Source organism: Gemmatimonadota bacterium (assembly GCA_040882465.1).
Taxonomy (GTDB): domain Bacteria; phylum Gemmatimonadota; class Gemmatimonadetes; order Longimicrobiales; family Gaopeijiaceae; genus JBBEBG01.
The window spans coordinates 228,155-244,620 of sequence record JBBEBG010000036.1; the positions used below are offsets into that span (position 1 = coordinate 228,155).

At 66.2% G+C, this 16,466-nt stretch carries 11 protein-coding genes; 1 reads left to right on the forward strand and 10 read right to left on the reverse strand.

Features of this window, described 5'->3' with window-relative positions; translation table 11 throughout:
- Positions 1-21: 21 nt before the first annotated feature.
- From WEG36_13970 to WEG36_14005, 8 genes are all read right to left on the reverse strand, one after another.
- Positions 22-3,174 (reverse strand): SusC/RagA family TonB-linked outer membrane protein, encoded by a 3,153-nt coding sequence (locus WEG36_13970; GenBank protein MEX1258717.1) that lies wholly within the window; start codon positions 3,172-3,174, stop codon positions 22-24.
- A gap of 649 nt (positions 3,175-3,823) precedes the next feature.
- Positions 3,824-4,819 (reverse strand): fibronectin type III domain-containing protein, encoded by a 996-nt coding sequence (locus WEG36_13975; protein ID MEX1258718.1) that lies wholly within the window; start codon positions 4,817-4,819, stop codon positions 3,824-3,826.
- A gap of 82 nt (positions 4,820-4,901) precedes the next feature.
- Positions 4,902-8,180, reverse strand: coding sequence for a preprotein translocase subunit SecA (gene secA / locus WEG36_13980; protein MEX1258719.1), 3,279 nt, complete (start codon positions 8,178-8,180; stop codon positions 4,902-4,904).
- A 79-nt stretch (positions 8,181-8,259) separates the two neighbouring features.
- Positions 8,260-8,865: a nicotinate-nucleotide adenylyltransferase gene (nadD, locus tag WEG36_13985; protein ID MEX1258720.1), complete on the reverse strand. Its 606-nt coding sequence runs from the start codon at positions 8,863-8,865 to the stop codon at positions 8,260-8,262.
- Between the two features lie 11 nt (positions 8,866-8,876).
- Complete coding sequence (gene bamD, locus WEG36_13990; protein ID MEX1258721.1) at positions 8,877-9,758, reverse strand: outer membrane protein assembly factor BamD; 882 nt, start codon at positions 9,756-9,758, stop codon at positions 8,877-8,879.
- A 213-nt stretch (positions 9,759-9,971) separates the two neighbouring features.
- The gene (locus WEG36_13995) at positions 9,972-11,105 is read right to left on the reverse strand and encodes a DegT/DnrJ/EryC1/StrS family aminotransferase (GenBank protein MEX1258722.1); all 1,134 of its coding nucleotides are present in this window, start codon (positions 11,103-11,105) and stop codon (positions 9,972-9,974) included.
- Between the two features lie 61 nt (positions 11,106-11,166).
- Positions 11,167-12,126 carry a tetratricopeptide repeat protein gene (locus tag WEG36_14000; GenBank protein MEX1258723.1) on the reverse strand — a complete coding sequence of 320 codons (960 nt, stop codon included), beginning with the start codon at positions 12,124-12,126 and terminating at the stop codon, positions 11,167-11,169.
- Positions 12,123-12,908: a tetratricopeptide repeat protein gene (locus WEG36_14005; GenBank protein MEX1258724.1), complete on the reverse strand. Its 786-nt coding sequence runs from the start codon at positions 12,906-12,908 to the stop codon at positions 12,123-12,125. The genes WEG36_14000 and WEG36_14005 overlap by 4 nt, the downstream gene beginning before the upstream one ends.
- A gap of 246 nt (positions 12,909-13,154) precedes the next feature.
- Between WEG36_14005 and purU the strand changes: the two genes are divergently transcribed.
- On the forward strand, positions 13,155-14,015 hold the full coding sequence (gene purU, locus WEG36_14010; protein MEX1258725.1) for a formyltetrahydrofolate deformylase: 861 nt from the start codon (positions 13,155-13,157) through the stop codon (positions 14,013-14,015).
- A 37-nt stretch (positions 14,016-14,052) separates the two neighbouring features.
- On the opposite strand, the gene WEG36_14015 is transcribed toward purU, so the two are convergent.
- Positions 14,053-15,015 carry a UDP-glucuronic acid decarboxylase family protein gene (locus tag WEG36_14015; protein ID MEX1258726.1) on the reverse strand — a complete coding sequence of 321 codons (963 nt, stop codon included), beginning with the start codon at positions 15,013-15,015 and terminating at the stop codon, positions 14,053-14,055.
- Positions 15,012-16,349: a UDP-glucose/GDP-mannose dehydrogenase family protein gene (locus WEG36_14020; protein ID MEX1258727.1), complete on the reverse strand. Its 1,338-nt coding sequence runs from the start codon at positions 16,347-16,349 to the stop codon at positions 15,012-15,014. Before WEG36_14020 ends, WEG36_14015 begins: the two co-directional genes overlap by 4 nt.
- Positions 16,350-16,466 lie beyond the last annotated feature (117 nt).

Here is a 16,466-nt window from a genome sequence, read left to right on the forward strand (position 1 = left end):
ATAGTCCTTGGGGTGTGGGGCTCAGAAGGTAATCTCGAACTCGGCCGTGAGCGTCCGCGTCGGCGGATAGTCGCTCGAATCCGAACTCGCCAACGAGTTGAGGTCGAAGCCGGTCTCCGGATCGAACCCGTCGTAGTTCGTCAGCGTGAAGACGTTTCGCACGATGAGGCCGAGGCGAATCGCCTCGATTCCCATCCCGCCGAGGCCGAACCGGCTGAGCGTGTTCTGGTTCATGTTGTAGCTCGCCGAGAGCGTCCTCATCTTCAGGTAGCTCGAGTCCTCGATCGTGTAGCTGTTGTCCCCGTCCACCGCCGCGCGGTAGTAGCTGATCGGCTTCTTCAGCTCGTCATCCTTCCCGGACTGATCCAGCTCCGGCGACGTCAGCCGGGTGTTCCGCATCATGTTCTGGAAGTGCCGGTTGTTGGTCTGGCCGCCGACGGACGCGTGAAGCGCCGCGTGGAAGGTGAACCCGCCCCACTGCACGTTGTTGATCCACCCGAAGTTCGAGGGTGCACCCTCGCCGAGGAGCGTCCGGTGCGCGCCGCCGAGCTCGAGCCTTTCGTAGAACGGATCGCCCCACCCGTACGTCACGCCGTTGACTTCCTTGGACGTGCCCCAGAGGTCGTCGTCGTCGCCGAGGATCCCATTCTCGCCGGCCCCTTCCCAGTAATGATTTCCTTCGCCCACCCAGACGAGGAACCCTTCGTCGTTCACCTCGAACTGGTCGGCGATCGGAAGAAGGGAGCCGCCATGGTGCTGGTTCAGGGACTCCACGTCCTTGAGGAGCCAGCGGGAATAGATCCCGTAGACCGGGATGTCCACGCAGTTCCAGCGCCAGGACTGCGCGTAGCAGGGAATGTCCCACTCGCTGATCTTGGCGTTCGAATAGTCCGCCACGACCATGCTGGTCCAGTTCAGATTGGGCTGCTGGATGACCTGCGCCTCGAACTCGAACTCCGTCGTGTGCCCGGAAATCGTTCCGGCGTTCTGCCACTGGCTCGAATAGCCGGTGATCGCCGGGAGCGGCCCCGGATTGAGCTGGCCCTCCGTGGACTGTCTCGCATGCGTCAGCACGATCCCGAACCGGTCGGCGATGACCATGTTGAGCGAAAATTCGTGCTCCGTCGTGTGCTCGGGCGCGAGGTTCCGGTTGCCGAGCGTCGTCTTGGTCGGGATCCCGCCTGTCTGGGTCCACGTTTCGTATTGATTCGCGAACGAGGGACGGCCACCGGCGGTCCCCCGCGCCACGCTGATCTTGAGCTCGTCGATCAGGTCCACGTTGAACCAATCTTCCTGTGAGATGCGCCAGGCGCCGGCGACCCGGTAGTAGTTGTGCCACCGGTTGTCGGGCCCGAAGAGGGAGCTTCCGTCCCGCCGCCCCAGGACGCTGAAGATGTACTTCCCGGCGTAGTCGAAGGCGGTGTCCCACAGGTACCCGATCGAGTGAATATCTCGCTCTTCCGAGGTGGCGTTCCGGTCCTCCGGCGCGACGTTCGAGAGCTGCGGAACGCCGAAAAGGATGAAGTCTACCCCGTCGCGGGCGGCCTCGAGGCTTCGGTCGGCCTCCATGATCCCGCGGACCGTCGTCCGGACGTTCAGCTGTCCGAAGTCCCGCATCAGGGTGAGGGACCCTTCCGCGTTCCACGCCTCATCGAGGTCGTCGTCGAAGTGGATCTCGCCGTCGAGAAGGTCCTCGTCGCCGATGTCGCCGGGCGTTCCCTTGGGTACGTATTCAACCTGATGGGAGTCGCCCCGGTCGTACCCGACGTTTCCGGAGGCGCGGAACCAGGAGAGTGGGGTCCAAGTTAGAGAAAGGTTCGCGAGCGTCCGCGAGCCGCGCGTCAGATCCGAGCGAGTCGCGAACTCCCAAAGCGGGTTCTGTACGCCGAGCCCACCCGGGTCCTGCACGTAGTTCCCCTCGGCATCCTGGATGCTGAAGTCCACGTCCCGCGGAGCGTTCAGAATTTCGTCGAAGGCGCCGGATCCCTGGTTGTCCCTTCGGTCCCTCGAATTGAAGAAGGAGACGCCGACGCTCAGGTCGTCATGGAAGCGGTGGTCCAGGTTGATCCGGATGGACGAGCGGCGGTAGCCGGCGGAACCGATCAGCGACCCCTTGTCGTCGTTGTGCGCGAGGCTGAGCGAGAAGTTCGTCTCCGCCGAGTTCCCGGTCACCTGGAAGTTCTGGCTCATGTACTGCCCGCCCTGCGTGATCGCGCCGACGTTGTCGTAGATGGGACCCGGATACGGGTTGTCCAGGAAGGACCGGGCGTCGGCCGGACGGACGCGGGCGGCACGATCCACGACCGTCACCCCGTCCGCGAGCGTGTACTCCGTCCCGGCCGCGTTCATGTAGTAGGCGTGGCTGTTGTTCAGATCCGGAGTCCTCAGGTTCTGGCTGACCCCGAACTCCGTCCGGGCCGTGAACCGCGTCTGCCCGATCCCGAGCGCCTGGCCGCGGGCCGTCGTGATCGAGATGACGCCTGAGGCCGCGCGCGAGCCGTAGAGCGACGACGCCGCCGCGCCCCGGATCACCTCCATGCTTTCGATATCCATGCTCTCGAGATCCACCGTCCCGGGGACCCCTTCACCGCTGAGAATGACGCCATCCACCACGACGAGGGGCGATCCGCCTCCACGAAGGCTCGTCGGCGTCCGGAGCATGATCGAGACGCCGCTCCCCGGACCCGTATTGTTCCGATTGATGCGAACTCCGGCGACCCGGCCGGCGAGGTTCTCGATGGCACCCGAAGAACCACCGACCGTGACGGGCATCATTTCACGGGTCACCCGCGCCACCGCGATCGGCGACCGGACCCCTTCAACCGGGTCCACCAGTCCCGTGGCCACGATCCCCTGGAGCGCGAGCGCCTGTGGCGCCATGGCCAGGTTGAGTGTCGTGGCGGCACCGGCCGTCACGGTCACATCCCCCTGCCGCACCTGGCTGTACCCGAGGCGCTGCGCCACCACCGAATGCGTGCCGGCAGGCACGTTTTCGATGGCGAAGGAGCCGTCCGCGCCACCCACCGTTCCGACGCCGGCGCCCTCTACGAAGACCTGCACGGATGCGAGCGGTCCACCGCTCTGCGCATCGGTGACCGTACCGACGATACGGCCGGTCTGCTGAGCCTGGGTCTCCATGGGGATCGCGACGGCCAACGCCGTCAGGCAAATCATCCCCCAAGACCATCCTGCCCTTACATGACGCGGAGCCATGTACACCTCCTGTTGAGACAGTAGCGGACGATCACTTCACCACTGACAACCGGGCCGAGCCACGCCCGACAAAAGCCAGTGTACTTCGGGGGCCCGGGTCCCAAGAGGACGCCGAGCCGACCACACTGGAAAGTACAAAGAACGTGGGACCGAAGCGGCGAGCGAAAAGCGCTCGCGCGTGCGGACCCACGAAAATCCATGAAGAACTGGAAGCAAAGCGCGTTCCACCCGTGCTTACCTCCCGCCGCTGGCAGGCAATTACCTGTGTTGCGTTCGATTTAGGGGACCGGTCGCCTGGTCGAGGCGAGCGGGCCCTCAAGGGGGTCGTCCCTACGCGGGGGTGGGGAGGCGACCCGGATCTTACATTTCTGTAGGTCTCTTGCCGCATTGTACGCCTACGTAACTCTCCATGCAATGTCGCCAGGCCCGCTCGGTTGCCCTGTCGCGTCATCCGGTCCGGTTTGGGTCGCCCGGCCATCCCCGGGAGGGGATCGTCTCGCCGGCGTTCTGTTACGTATGGAGGTCATAATTGTCTCCCAAGCCGCCATTGGCAAGTCACGCGTTTTCCATCCCCTCGTCTCGGGGCCCTCGCGACCGCGGCGGCGCCCCGTCAGGGAAGGAGGCGCACGGTGCGCCCTCCCCCCGGATCCGAAGCGGCCGGGAGCTCCATCCGCGAGCCGGACTCGTGGGGTCCCGTGAAGGACCCAAGGTTGTGGGAGAGGACCTCGATCGTGTACTCGGAGAAGAGATCCACGGGAAGTCCCAGGGGTGAGAATTCGAAGCTTCGAGCGCTCCCGTCCGTCAGGGTGAACGTCTGGAACGCGGCACACTCGTCCCAGCAGACGCGGACCTGAAATCCGTCCGGATCGTCGAGCAACTCCCAGGCGACAGGCACCAATTGGTCCGGGGAGTAGGTGGCGTCGTCCGCCGGCGCCGTCAGAACGGGCGTGAGCGGAATCTCGCCGGTGCCGACGACGAGTGACTCCCCGACCACCGCCTCGACCGTCATGATCGTGCCGGCGGCGGGCGCGTCCGCGAGATCGCCGGCGTACACGCCGTCTCCTATATGCGTAAGCGAAGTCCCCTCGACCCGAACCTCGGCTCCTTCGATGCCGACGGTCCTTCGCGTGACCCTCACTTGTTGGCCGGCGCGCCCCACCCCCCATCCCTCGACGAGGTAGTGGGCCTCCGGCGCGACGTCGGCCACGGCCGAGCGGGCGCTTTCGGCCCCGAAGCTCTCCGCGGACACCGCGAAGTAGTAAGTGGTGCCATTGGTCAGCCCCCGGGCCACGTATTCCAGGGCTGTCGGGAAGGGCCCCGCGATCTTCACGAGACTCTGTGGCGATGTCCCCTGGAAGACGTTGAAGGCGTGCCCCTGGTTGGGCAGGTACACGACATCGTCCCAGGTGAGCAAGACTTCTTCATCCCCGGCCTGGACCATGAGACCGCCGGGAGTCGGTGGGGCATTCGGATTGATCGAGAGCAGGGGCTCGTCGCACCCCGTCGCGAGGAGGGCGATCCCCACGAAGGGGGCGGGGGCCCACCGGCGCCGACCCGGCCGGCGCGGGGCGGCGGTCTCGGTCGGAATTCGCTTCGTCCCTTCCATGGCTTCTCCGGCGCTCGGCGCAAATCAGGGGAATCGGGAGCCGGATCCTGGAGGGACCTCGAGCAGTGAGGGCCTTCCCCTCCTAGCCGGCGCTCCCGTGGCACTTCTTGTACTTCTTCCCGCTCCCGCACGGGCACGGGTCGTTTCGTCCGGGCTCCGCCGTGGCCGTCACGGGAAGCTGCGGGCGCGCCTCGCCCCGGTTCGTCTGGAGCCGCGCCGGATCGTCGGGCCCCATGGCCCTCGCGGTCGCGGCGACCCCCACCGAATCGAGCCGGACCGCACCACCCCGCCCTCCCCTCGCGGCCGTGCCGGTGACCCCCGTGTCCGGGGCCGCATCCGGTCCCGTGTATTGGAGCCGCTGCGGGACGCGGCCCCGAACCGGCGGGGGTTGTCCGAGCTGCGCCCGGTAAAAGAGGCTCGTGACGGTCTTTCGGATGTCCGTCATGAGGTCCACGAACATGTCGTAGGCCTCTTTTTTGTACTCGACGAGGGGATCCTTCTGTCCCCAGCCGCGGAAGCTGATGGAGGCCTTGAGCGAGTCGAGATCGAAGAGATGGTCCTTCCACTTGTCGTCGAGGACCGAAAGGAGGATCCATCCCTCCAGCTTCTCGGCATGTTCGCCGAAGCTCTGGAGCTTCGCCTCGAACTGCTCGCGGGCCGCCGTGAGGACGGCCTCGCGGACCTCCTCCGCATCCACGAAGTCCCCTACGCTTCCTTCCTGGTCGGGGAGGACAGGCACCTGAAGGAGGAAATCGGTCAGAAGCCGGCGCCGGAGGGCGGCGAGCTCCCAACTCTCCGGGTGCGAGCCGTCGGCCGCGTATTCGTCCACCACGGCTTCGATCGCCGTATCGATCATCTCCCAGATTTCGCCGACGAGATCCCCGCCGCCTTCGAGCGCGAAGAGGCGGAGGTCGTAGATGACCTCGCGCTGCTGGTTCATCACGTCGTCGTAATCGAGCAGTCGCTTCCGGGCCTCGAAGTTGTTCCCCTCGACCCGCTTCTGCGCCCGCTCGATGGACCGGGTGACGAGGCCGTGGGTGATCACTTCCCCCTCTTCCGCGCCCATCTTCTCCATCGCCGACGCGATTCGCTCCGACCCGAAGAGACGCATGAGGTCGTCTTCGAGGGAGAGGAAGAACTGGCTCGCGCCCGGATCGCCCTGGCGTCCAGCTCGTCCACGGAGCTGCCGGTCGATCCGGCGGGACTCGTGCCGCTCCGACCCCAGGATGTGGAGCCCGCCCATCTCGATCTCGAAGTCGTCCGGCTTCTCGGTGAGATCGGCCCAGAGGTTGGGATCCACCGGAGCGAGCTCTTCGAGATCGAGACCGCGCGCCTTCGCCCAACCGACGGTGCGCGATTCGACCACCCCCTTCCCCAGCTTGATGTCGGTTCCGCGGCCCGCCATGTTGGTGGCGATCGTGACCGCGCTCGGGCGCCCGGCCTCCGCCACGATGTCCGCTTCGCGCTTGTGCTGCTTCGCGTTCAGGACGTTGTGCGTGATGCCGCGCCGCTTCAGCATCCGCGACATGGTCTCGGACACCTCGACGTTGGTCGTCCCCACCAGGACGGGAAGCTCCATCTTGTTGAGGCGCACCACCTCGTCCATCAGGGCGTTGTACTTCTCCCTCTTCGTCTTGAAGATGAGGTCATTGCGGTCGTCCCGGATCACGGGGCGATTGGTGGGAATCACGAGAACGTCCAGAGTGTAGATCTGGTGGAATTCGTTCTCTTCGGTTTCCGCCGTACCCGTCATCCCCGCGAGCTTGTCGTACATCCGGAAGTAGTTCTGGATCGTGACGGTGGCGAGCGTCTGGGTCTCCCCGCGAACTTCGACTCCCTCCTTCGCCTCCACCGCCTGGTGTAGCCCGTCGCTCCACCGGCGGCCGACCATCTGGCGGCCCGTGAACTCGTCCACGATCACGACCTGTCCGTCCTCCCCGATGATGTACTGCTCGTCCTTCTGAAAGAGGGCGTACGCTTTGAGGAGCTGGTGGATGACGTGCATCCGTTCGCTCTTGCTCGCGTACTCCGCCTCCAACTTGGCGATGCTGTCGCGTTTTTCGCCGGCGGTGAGATCTTCGTCCTCCTGGATCCGCCCGATTGCCTCCGAAAGGTCCGGAATGAGGAAGGCGTCCGCGTCGTCCGGGCTCAGCTGGTCTATCCCCCGGTCCGAGAGGTGGACGTTGTGTCCCTTCTCGTCCATCGCGAAGAGAAGGTATTCGTCCAGCTCGTGGAGCCGTTTCTCGCGCATGAGGTCGGCCTCGGCCTTCTGCACGAGCATCTGGAGGGACGGGTCGTCCGAAAACATCTTGACGAGCCGCCGGTGCTTCGGTGTTCCGCGCTTCACGGAGAGAAGGTTTTGCGAGGCCGTCCATTCGTCCCCCGCCTCTAGCGCGGTTTCAGCGTCCGCGATCAGCTTCGAGGCGATCTCCATTTGCTCACGGTAGAGCTTCCCCACGAGGGGTTGGAACTGGCGATAGACCGTCTCCGTGTTCCGGCTCGCCGGGCCCGAGATGATGAGCGGAGTTCGCGCTTCGTCAATGAGGATGGAGTCCACTTCGTCGATGATCGCGTACCGGTGCCCGCGCTGGACCCGCCGGTCCAGCGAATGGACCATGTTGTCGCGGAGATAGTCGAAGCCGTATTCGTTGTTCGTTCCGTAGGTGATGTCGGCGCGATACGCGCCGCGCCGCTCTTCGCTCCCTGGCTGGTGAAGGTCTATGACCCCGACCTCCATGCCCAGCACCCGGTAGACGTTCCCCATCCACTGGGCGTCGCGCTCGGCCAGGTAGGAGTTCACCGTGACGAGGTGGGAGCCTCGGCCCGCGAGCGCGTTCAGGTACAGCGGCATCGTGGCGGCGAGGGTCTTTCCCTCCCCCGTCGCCATCTCGGTCGCGGTTCCCTGGTGGAGCGCGATCGCGCCGACGAGCTGCACATCGTAGGGGACCATGTCCCAGACGAGCGGTTGCCCGGTGACCACGACCTCCCGGCCGACCAGCCTCCGGCACGCCGCCTTGACCGCCGCGAACGCTTCGGGGAGGAGCTCGTCGAGCGCCGCATCGAGCGTGTCGTTCAGCTCGGCGTCGAGCTCCTGGATGCGCACGGCGAGGGCTTCCCGCTCGGCCAGGTCCGACGATTGGGCTTTTTCATGGCGGGCCGCGCGGAGCTGCTCCTCGACGGAGGCGGTCCGCTCGGCGACGTAGGCGCGAAACTCCGCGGTCTTTCCCTGGAGCTCGTCGTCGGAGAGGGCGGAAAACTCCTCGGCGAGCTGGTTGATCTCGTCCACGAGCGGCTGGAGCTTGCGCACCTCCCGCTCGTGCTGGGAGCCGACGACCTTCTTTAAAAGCGACTTTAGGTTCATAACCCTTGAAAGTTACCGCTGGCCCCCCTTTCCCGGCAGGGCAACGCCTTTGATGCCCGGGCGGCGGGGCCTTCGTCCTTCAACGGTACAGCGACTTCGCCTCGATGATCCGCCCCACGGGGTCGGGCACGAGGAAGCGGATGGAGCGGCGGGCGCGAACCCGCTCGCGCACCAGTGTGGAGGACACGTCCAACCGCGTGACCGGGATCTCGAGGAAGGCCGGAGGTGGCCCGTCCCCGAGTTCCGGGAGGCTTTCCGAGGGGCGCTCGCCGTCCCTGGTGAGAACCGCGATCCGGGCCAGGCGCACGATCTCGCGCGGTTCCTTCCAGCGTCCGAAGGCCCGCCACTGGTCCACCCCGAGGATGAGCGTGATCTCCGTGTCCGGCTCGGAGGTGGCCATCTCGGCGAGGGTGTCCACGGTGTACGAGGGAGCCGAACGCCGAAGCTCGAGATCGCTCACCCTGAGGCGGGGGTATCCCTCGACCGCGCCCCGTACCATGTCCAGGCGCACTTCCGCGGGAGTCAGCGTTGCGTCCGGCTTGTGGGGAGAGCGGAGCGCCGGAACGAAAATGAGGAGGTCGAGTTCCAGAGTCTCGAGCGCTTCGATTCCCGTGACGAGGTGACCGACGTGGATCGGGTCGTAGGTCCCCCCGAAGACTCCGGCCTTCCGAGGCCGCTGGCCCACCGGCATCCCGGTCAGAGCCCCGCGGACGGGTCCTCGTCCCCAAGCTCCCGCTGGAGCTCGAGGGCCGCGTCCGATGCGGGATACAGGCGGAGGAGCCGCGCCGCCTCGTCCTCGGCCTCGGCATCCCATCCCAACTCGCGGTACGCCCGGACCATCGCGAGGAGCGCCCGCGGAGCCCAGGGCGTATCGGGATAGGTGTCCACCACCGCTTCGTAGATGAGGATCGCGGAGTCGAGACCGCCACGCTGGTGATATTGGCGCCCCTCCTCGTACTCCTTTTCAGCCAGCTTCCGCCACATCTCATCCCCGATGGCCTGGGCTTCCTCGGCCACGTTGAGACCGCGGAACTGGAGCGCAGTCTCGGAGCAAGCCTGGATCGCCTCGCGCGTGTAGGTCTGGTCCCTCGCCGGGATCGGCGAGAGCTCGGCGTATGCCCGACAGATCCCGAGCGAGGCCTCCGGCGCCAACCCGTGGCCCGGGTGCTGCTGGAGAAAGGTTTCGTACTCTGCCGCCGCGGTGATGAACTCCTCACGCGCCGCGTGGGCGCGGGCCGTATAGATGCGGGCCTCGGGATTGCGCGGGTGACCGGGCGACTCCCGGACCAGGAGGCCGAAGGCCTCGATGGCGGCGTCCCAATCCTCCTCCTCGAAGGCAGCGACTCCGGTCGAGTAGAGCTCTTCCGCCCCGAGGCCGGCGAACCGGATCGCCGAGGCGCACGACAGGGGCAAAAGCACCACCGCCAACGCGAAGAGACTAAGGCCCCGGCTCGACCGGCGAGTCGGCGCGTCAGGCGAAACCCGGACGGGGAGCCCCCCCTCGCCGCTGGGGGACACCCGCCCCAGTTCGGGGCCCCGCCCCACCTCAGGGGTTTTCCGACCGCCTGATCCGCTCATCGCTCTCCCGTGGCCCATCTCATCGCCCTCGCGCCCGTACCCCGTTTTCGTCATTCGGCCCACCCCACGGGCCCCTTCCTCCGCGGCCGGGGCCTTCCGGGGAAGCCCGGAAGTCTGGTCGCAGCACCCTCCGGAATCAACCTCCAGCCCCTTAGGGGCGGCCCCTGGGGCAGCCCTTGGCGGCGGTCCCCCCCTCTTGTTTCGATTACTCCGTCATCGTCCGTAGAAGTCCCGGATCGCGTCGGAAACCTGCGCCAGGCGGTCTTCTCCGAGCTCCGGAAAGATCGGAAGGGACAGGACTTCTTCGCAGAGCCGCTCGGCGACGGGGAAAGTCCCCGGTCGTCCGCCCAGCTCCGCGAAACAGGGTTGGAGGTGCAGAGGAACCGGATAATACACGCCCGTTCCGATGCCACGCTCCTGGAGAAACCCGCGGAGGGCGTCCCGGCGCTCCGCGCGAATTGTATACTGATTATAGACGTGGAATGTCCCGGCGGACTCCTTGGGGAGGAAAACTTCCGCAACATCGGCAAGGGCATCCCCGTACGAAGCGGCGTTTCGCCTGCGGCCCTCCGTCCATCGCTCGAGGTGCCCCAGCTTGACGCGAAGCACGGCCGCCTGAAGCGCGTCCAGCCTGGAGTTCGTCCCCACCATTTCGTGATGGTACATCTGCCGTCCCCCGTGGACCCGAAGCTTCGCGACCTTGTCGGCGAGCTCCGGGTGGTGCGTCGAGATGAGGCCGCCGTCGCCGAACCCGCCGAGGTTCTTCGTCGGGAAAAAGGAGAAGGCCCCGGCGTCGCCGGCCGCTCCGGCCATGACCCATCCATCCCGGGAGCCCGGGCCGTCTTCCCTCCTTCGCGCCCCGATCGCCTGCGCGGCATCCTCGAGGACGAAGGCCCCTCGAGTTTTCGAGACCTGTACGAGTCCCGCCATCGCGGCCATTTCGCCAAAGAGATGCACGGGAACGACGGCGCGTGTCCGATCGGACCAGGCCGCCTCGACGGTCTCGAGCGTCACGTTGAAGGACTCGGCATCCACATCGCAGAAGGCGGGCCGGAACCCCGCGTTCCAGGCCGCGCCCGCGGTCGCGAAGAAGGTGAAGGCCGGGACGATCGCCTCGTCGCCGGGCCTCGGGTCCATGGCCCGGAGGGGGAGAAGCAGTGCGTCCGTCCCCGAGGCGCACCCGATCGTGCAGGGGACGTTCAGGAAGGCGGCCATCTCCTTCTCCAGACCCTCGACTTCCGGGCCCAGGACGAAGCCCTGGGACTCGACCACACGCGAGACCGCATCCGACACCTCGTCCCTGATCGTCTCATGCTGGGCTTTCAGGTCGAGGAGGGGAACGCGCATCTGGCCTTCGTGGGAGAACCGGGGGAGAGGTTGGGAAAGGAGCGGTCCCGAAACAGCGGGGTCAGCAGGGCCCGTCAGTGCCACGGCCAAAACGGATCTGGTCTATCCGATCGCGCGCCCGGTCCCAGAGGGCTCCCGTCGCCTGGTCCTGGCGCAGGACCTCGATGACGTTTTCGAAGGCCCGGACGGCGGCCGCGCACTCGCCCCTCGCGGCGAGAATCTCCGCGATCTCGAACCAGGCGGGCGCCACATTTCTTCGGGGCTCGCCGATCGAGATCGTGTTCTGATACATCCGGAGCGCCTCCTCGGTGTCCCCATTCATCTGAGCCGCGCGGGCGAGCTCGGTCGAACAGTCCCCGACGTAGTAGTCCAGCTCCGAAAGGAGGTCACGCCGAAGTCCGTTTCTAGCCTGCTCGAAGAAGATCAGAGCGCGCTCGCAATCGCCGAGCTCGCGGTGTGCCCGTGCCATCTCGTAGACGACGTCCGGCGACGACGCCGCTTCGAGAACGGCCTTCTCGAAGAAAGGGACCGCCTGCCCGTATTGGCCCCTGCGCGCGAAATGTCTCGCGAGCGGGAGGGCGACCCCCGACAGGCTGACCCCCGGGCGGATCTCCATCGCGGCTTCGTAAGCGGTCGCGGCCGCGATCCCGTCGTCCCGTGCCACGGCTTCCCCCGCCACCCGGAGCAAGTCCGAAGCGGCCAGGTTCGCGACGGCCGAATCGAGCGCCACCGCCTCCGCGTAATGCGCGCGCGCCTCCTCGATCCGTCCGGAACGCGCGTACGCGTGCGCCGCTCGCACCAGGAGCTCGACGGTTCGATCGCCCTGGCGCAGCCCGAGGCGGTACTCGGCGAGTGCCTCCGGGAGATCGCCCCTCGCGAACGCCTGGTCGCCCCGGCGCATCGCGCCTTCCTCGGATCCTGATCCGCCGCATGCCACGAGCGGAATCGCCCCGAGGAGGAGCAGCATGGTAACCCGAGTTTTCCGGGCTCCGCGGCGGAGCTTGCGAAGGAGTCCGGTCATACCGGTGATACCTCGACCTCGTCGAACTGGACTCCCGCCGAGATCAGGTAGGCGCGCGACCGCCGGTCATGAGGGTCCATCTCCAGGCAGCGCCGCCACTCGGCGATCGCGTCGTCGCGTCGCCCCATCCGAAGGAGAAGCGCGCCGAGCCGCACCCGGGCGTCGAGAAAGGAAGGGTGTTCCGCGAGCACGAGCGTCAGCTCGTCCACCGCGTCTTCGAGCTCTCCCATCGCGACGAATCCCTGGGCGAGCCGATTCCGGATGTCCACGAACCAGGGTCGGATTTCGAGCGCCTTCCGGTACTCTTCCACCGCGTCCTCGGCGCGCCCCGCCTGCATGTAGAGGTCTCCAAGCCGGGAGTGGTCCACGGCGATCCGGTTTCCGAGTTCCGCCGGGAACGAGTCGTCCGCCGCCGCATCGAGCTCGCGGAGCCGATCCACCGACTCGCCGGCCTCATCGGAGCGCCCGAGCTCGCTCAGGATCACGACGCGGTTCAGATGGGCATCGGCATACCGTGGATTCAGCCGAATCGCCTGGTCGAACTCGTCGAGCGCCCTGTCCGGGTGCCCCAACATCGCCCTGCAGACCCCCGCCCAATTCCGGACATCGGGAAAGTCGGGATTAGCGGCGAGGATCTCCTCGAAGTCAGCGAGCGCAGAAGCGTAATCGTCCCGCTCCCACGCCGCTCTCCCACGTGCGATCAGATGTTTCAGGTTGAAAGCGAAGCCCTGCCGGCCCGGAGAAGGACCGGGGGTCCAACCATCGTTCGCGTCTTCGAGCATCGTGGAGGCCTCCGTTCTGGTTTGGAGGGGGACCGCCGGCCCCTTCGCGGGAGTGAAACACCTCCGGCCCTCACTTTGGTCCTGAGGGCGCCGGACCCTCGACGACGATTCCGTTCGCAGCCATTCCTGAAGCCATTCCAGAGCCTTGATTCCCTTCCCTGGTCCACGTACCCTCCGTGCGCGCGCTCCGAAGTGCCGCGAGGCCCCCTCGGTCGCGCCTCATTTGTTTCCAGGGGGTTGTGCCGGATGTCCGCCATCGTCTTCCTCATTGACTGCCCCGACCGGAAGGGTCTCGTGGCCTCCACGAGCAACTTCTTTTACAAGCGAGGCTTCAACCTCCTCCACTGCCAGCAATACGTGGACCCGGAGGATCGGCACTTTTACATGCGCATGAAACTCAGCCTCGAGGACCTCGGAACCTCGCGAAAGGAGCTTGAAGAAGACTTCGCCGCCTTCGCCGGGGAGCTGGAGATGGAGTGGTCCGTCCATTACACGGACTACGTCCAGCGGATCGCCGTCCTGGTGACCACCGCGCCGCACTGCCTCTACGATCTCCTCCTCCGAAAGGAGGAGGGCGAGCTCCGGTGCGAGATCCCCGTGATTATCAGCAACCACGCCACGCTCGAAGGTGTGGCGGACCGCTTTCGCATCCCCTTCCACTTTCTTCCGGTGACGCCTGATTCACGCGCGGAGCAAGAGGAGCGCCTTCAGGAGCTCCTTCGCCGGTATCACATTGACCTGGTCGTGCTCGCGAGGTACATGCAGGTCCTCACGGCGAACGTCGTGGCGCCCTATCGCGGCCGGATCATCAACATCCACCACGCCTTCCTTCCAGCCTTCCAGGGGGGAAATCCCTACGAACGCGCGTATGCCCGCGGCGTGAAGATGATCGGGGCCACGGCGCACTACGTCACGGAAGAGCTCGACGAGGGGCCGATCATCGAGCAGGGTGTGGAGAGGGTCACGCACGAGCACACCCCCGAGGAGCTGCGCCGAATCGGACGCGATGTGGAGCGGATCGTGCTCGCGCGCGCAGTGAAGGCGCATGTGGAACACCAGATCATCGTCTCCGGCCGCCGTACGATCTGTTTCGGCGGCGCCTCCTGACGCCGGCCCGCTCGCCCTGCGGCTCCCCGCTCCCGGGTTACTGAAGAGTCCGGGCGCGCGCGTTTCCAGTCTCGACGAGAGCGCGAAACCAGGGTACGGTTCGGCGAATTCCTTCGGTGAGCTCCACTTTGGGCTCCCACCCCAGGAGGGCGCGGGCCCGTGAGATGTCGGGGCGCCGCACCTTGGGATCGTCCACCGGAAGCGGGTAATATCGGATCTCCGAGGCGCTGGCCGTTTCCTCGACGATCACCCTCGCAAGCTCCGCCACCGTAAACTCGTTGGGGTTCCCCAGGTTCACGGGGTCCGAACCCGAGGCGTGGAAGAGTCGCGTGATCCCCTCCACGAGGTCGTCCACGAAACAAAAGGACCGCGTCTGCTCGCCGGATCCATAGATGGACAGCGGCTCCCCCCGGAGCGCCTGTACGATGAAGTTCGAGACGACCCGCCCGTCGCCCGGCCGCATCCGGGTCCCATAGGTGTTGAAGATCCGCACGATCCGCGTATCGATCCCGTGGGCGCGGTGATACGCCATCGTGATCGCCTCCGCGAATCGTTTCGCCTCGTCATACACTCCGCGCGGCCCGACCGGGTTCACGTTTCCCCAATAACTCTCCGGTTGCGGATGGACCTGAGGATCTCCATAAACCTCCGAGGTCGAGGCCAGGAGGAAGCGCGCGTTTGTCGCCCTCGCCATTCCGAGCATGTTGTGCGTGCCTAGGCTTCCCACCTTGAGGGTCTGGATTGGAAGCTCGAGATAATCGACCGGGCTCGCGGGTGACGCGAAGTGGAGGATCCCGTCCAACTCCCCGGCCAGGTGGAGAGGTGTCGAGACGTCGTGCTCGATAAAGGAGAAGCTTGAATTGTCCGCGAGGTGTTCGAGGTTTCTCCGGTGCCCGGTGATGAAGTTGTCCACACCCACGACCCGGTGGCCGTCCGCGAGGAAGCGGTCCACCAGGTGAGACCCGAGGAAACCCGCCGCACCGGTGATGAGAACCCTCATGCCGGCGGCCCCTTCGGCGCTTCTGGGAGCACGGCCGGCCTCCCGATCGAGTGATATTCGAAGCCGAGCTCACGCATGCGGGCGGGCTCGTAAAGGTTTCGCCCGTCGAAGATGATGCAATGCCGCAAGCGCCCCCGCATCCGATCGAAGTCCGGCCGCCGGTACGGTTGCCACTCGGTGCAGATGAAAAGCGCGTCGGCTCCTTCGAGGCAATCGTAGTTGTGCTCCTTGAACTCGATTCGCTCCCCCAGGATCGAGCGGGCGCGATCCATCGCCACCGGATCGTGGGCCCGAACGCGCGCGCCCCGGGCGAGCAGTCCCTCGATGACGACAAGGCTCGGCGCCTCGCGCATGTCGTCGGTTCCCGGCTTGAAGGCCAGCCCCCATACCGCGAAGGTACGCCCCGAAAGGTCCTCGCCGAATCGTTGCACGGCTCGGTCCACGAGGAGCCGCTTCTGGTCGTGGTTCACCCGCTCCACCGCGTCGAGGAGGCCCCCTTCCTGCTCCATTTCGCTGAGCGTCTTGAGCAGGGCCTTCACGTCCTTCGGAAAACAAGACCCGCCGTACCCTATCCCGGGGAAGAGAAAGGCCTGTCCGATCCGCGAGTCGCTCCCTACGCCATGGCGCACTCGATCCACGTCGGCGCCCGTGACCTCGCAGAGGCGCGCCATGAGGTTCATGAAGCTGATCCGGGTCGCGAGCATCGCGTTGGCGGCGTACTTGGTGATCTCGGCGGAAGCCACGTCCATGAACAGGATCGGATTCCCCGTCCGGACGAAGGGGGCGTAAAGCTCCTCCAGCGTCGCGCGAGCCCGCTCGCTCTCCACCCCGAGAACCACGCGGTCGGGTTTCATGAAGTCCTCGACCGCGGCTCCCTCCTTGAGGAACTCCGGATTCGAGCAGACGTGGACGGGATGGGAGGTGCGGGCCTCGATCTCCCGGCGGACGAGGCGCGCCGTCCCGACCGGGACCGTGCTTTTCGTCACGACGACCTTTTCGCCATTCATGTGGTCGCCGATGGACCGTGCGACGGCGAGCACGTGCTGGAGATCGGCGGACCCATCTTCACGTTCGGGCGTCCCCACGGCGATGAAGATCACCTCCGCCGCGCGGACGGCGTCCCCGATCTCGGTTGTGAAGCGAAGGCGTCCCTCCTGAAGGTTCTGCTCGACGAGCGGGTCGAGACCCGGCTCGTGGATGGGGACCTTGCCCTCCGAGAGGGCCTTCACTTTTTCCGCGACCGAATCCACGCAGGTGACGTCATTCCCCGTCTCCGCGAGGCACGCACCCGCGACAAGTCCAACGTATCCGGTTCCGACGATGGTGACTTTCATGAGGCGTTCGAATGGGATCGAGAACGAAGGATGGGCGAAAACCTACCTGACTGGGACCGCTCCGACAACGCGACGGCACCCGCCCCCCCGGCGCCGCGACGGATACGACAGGACGAG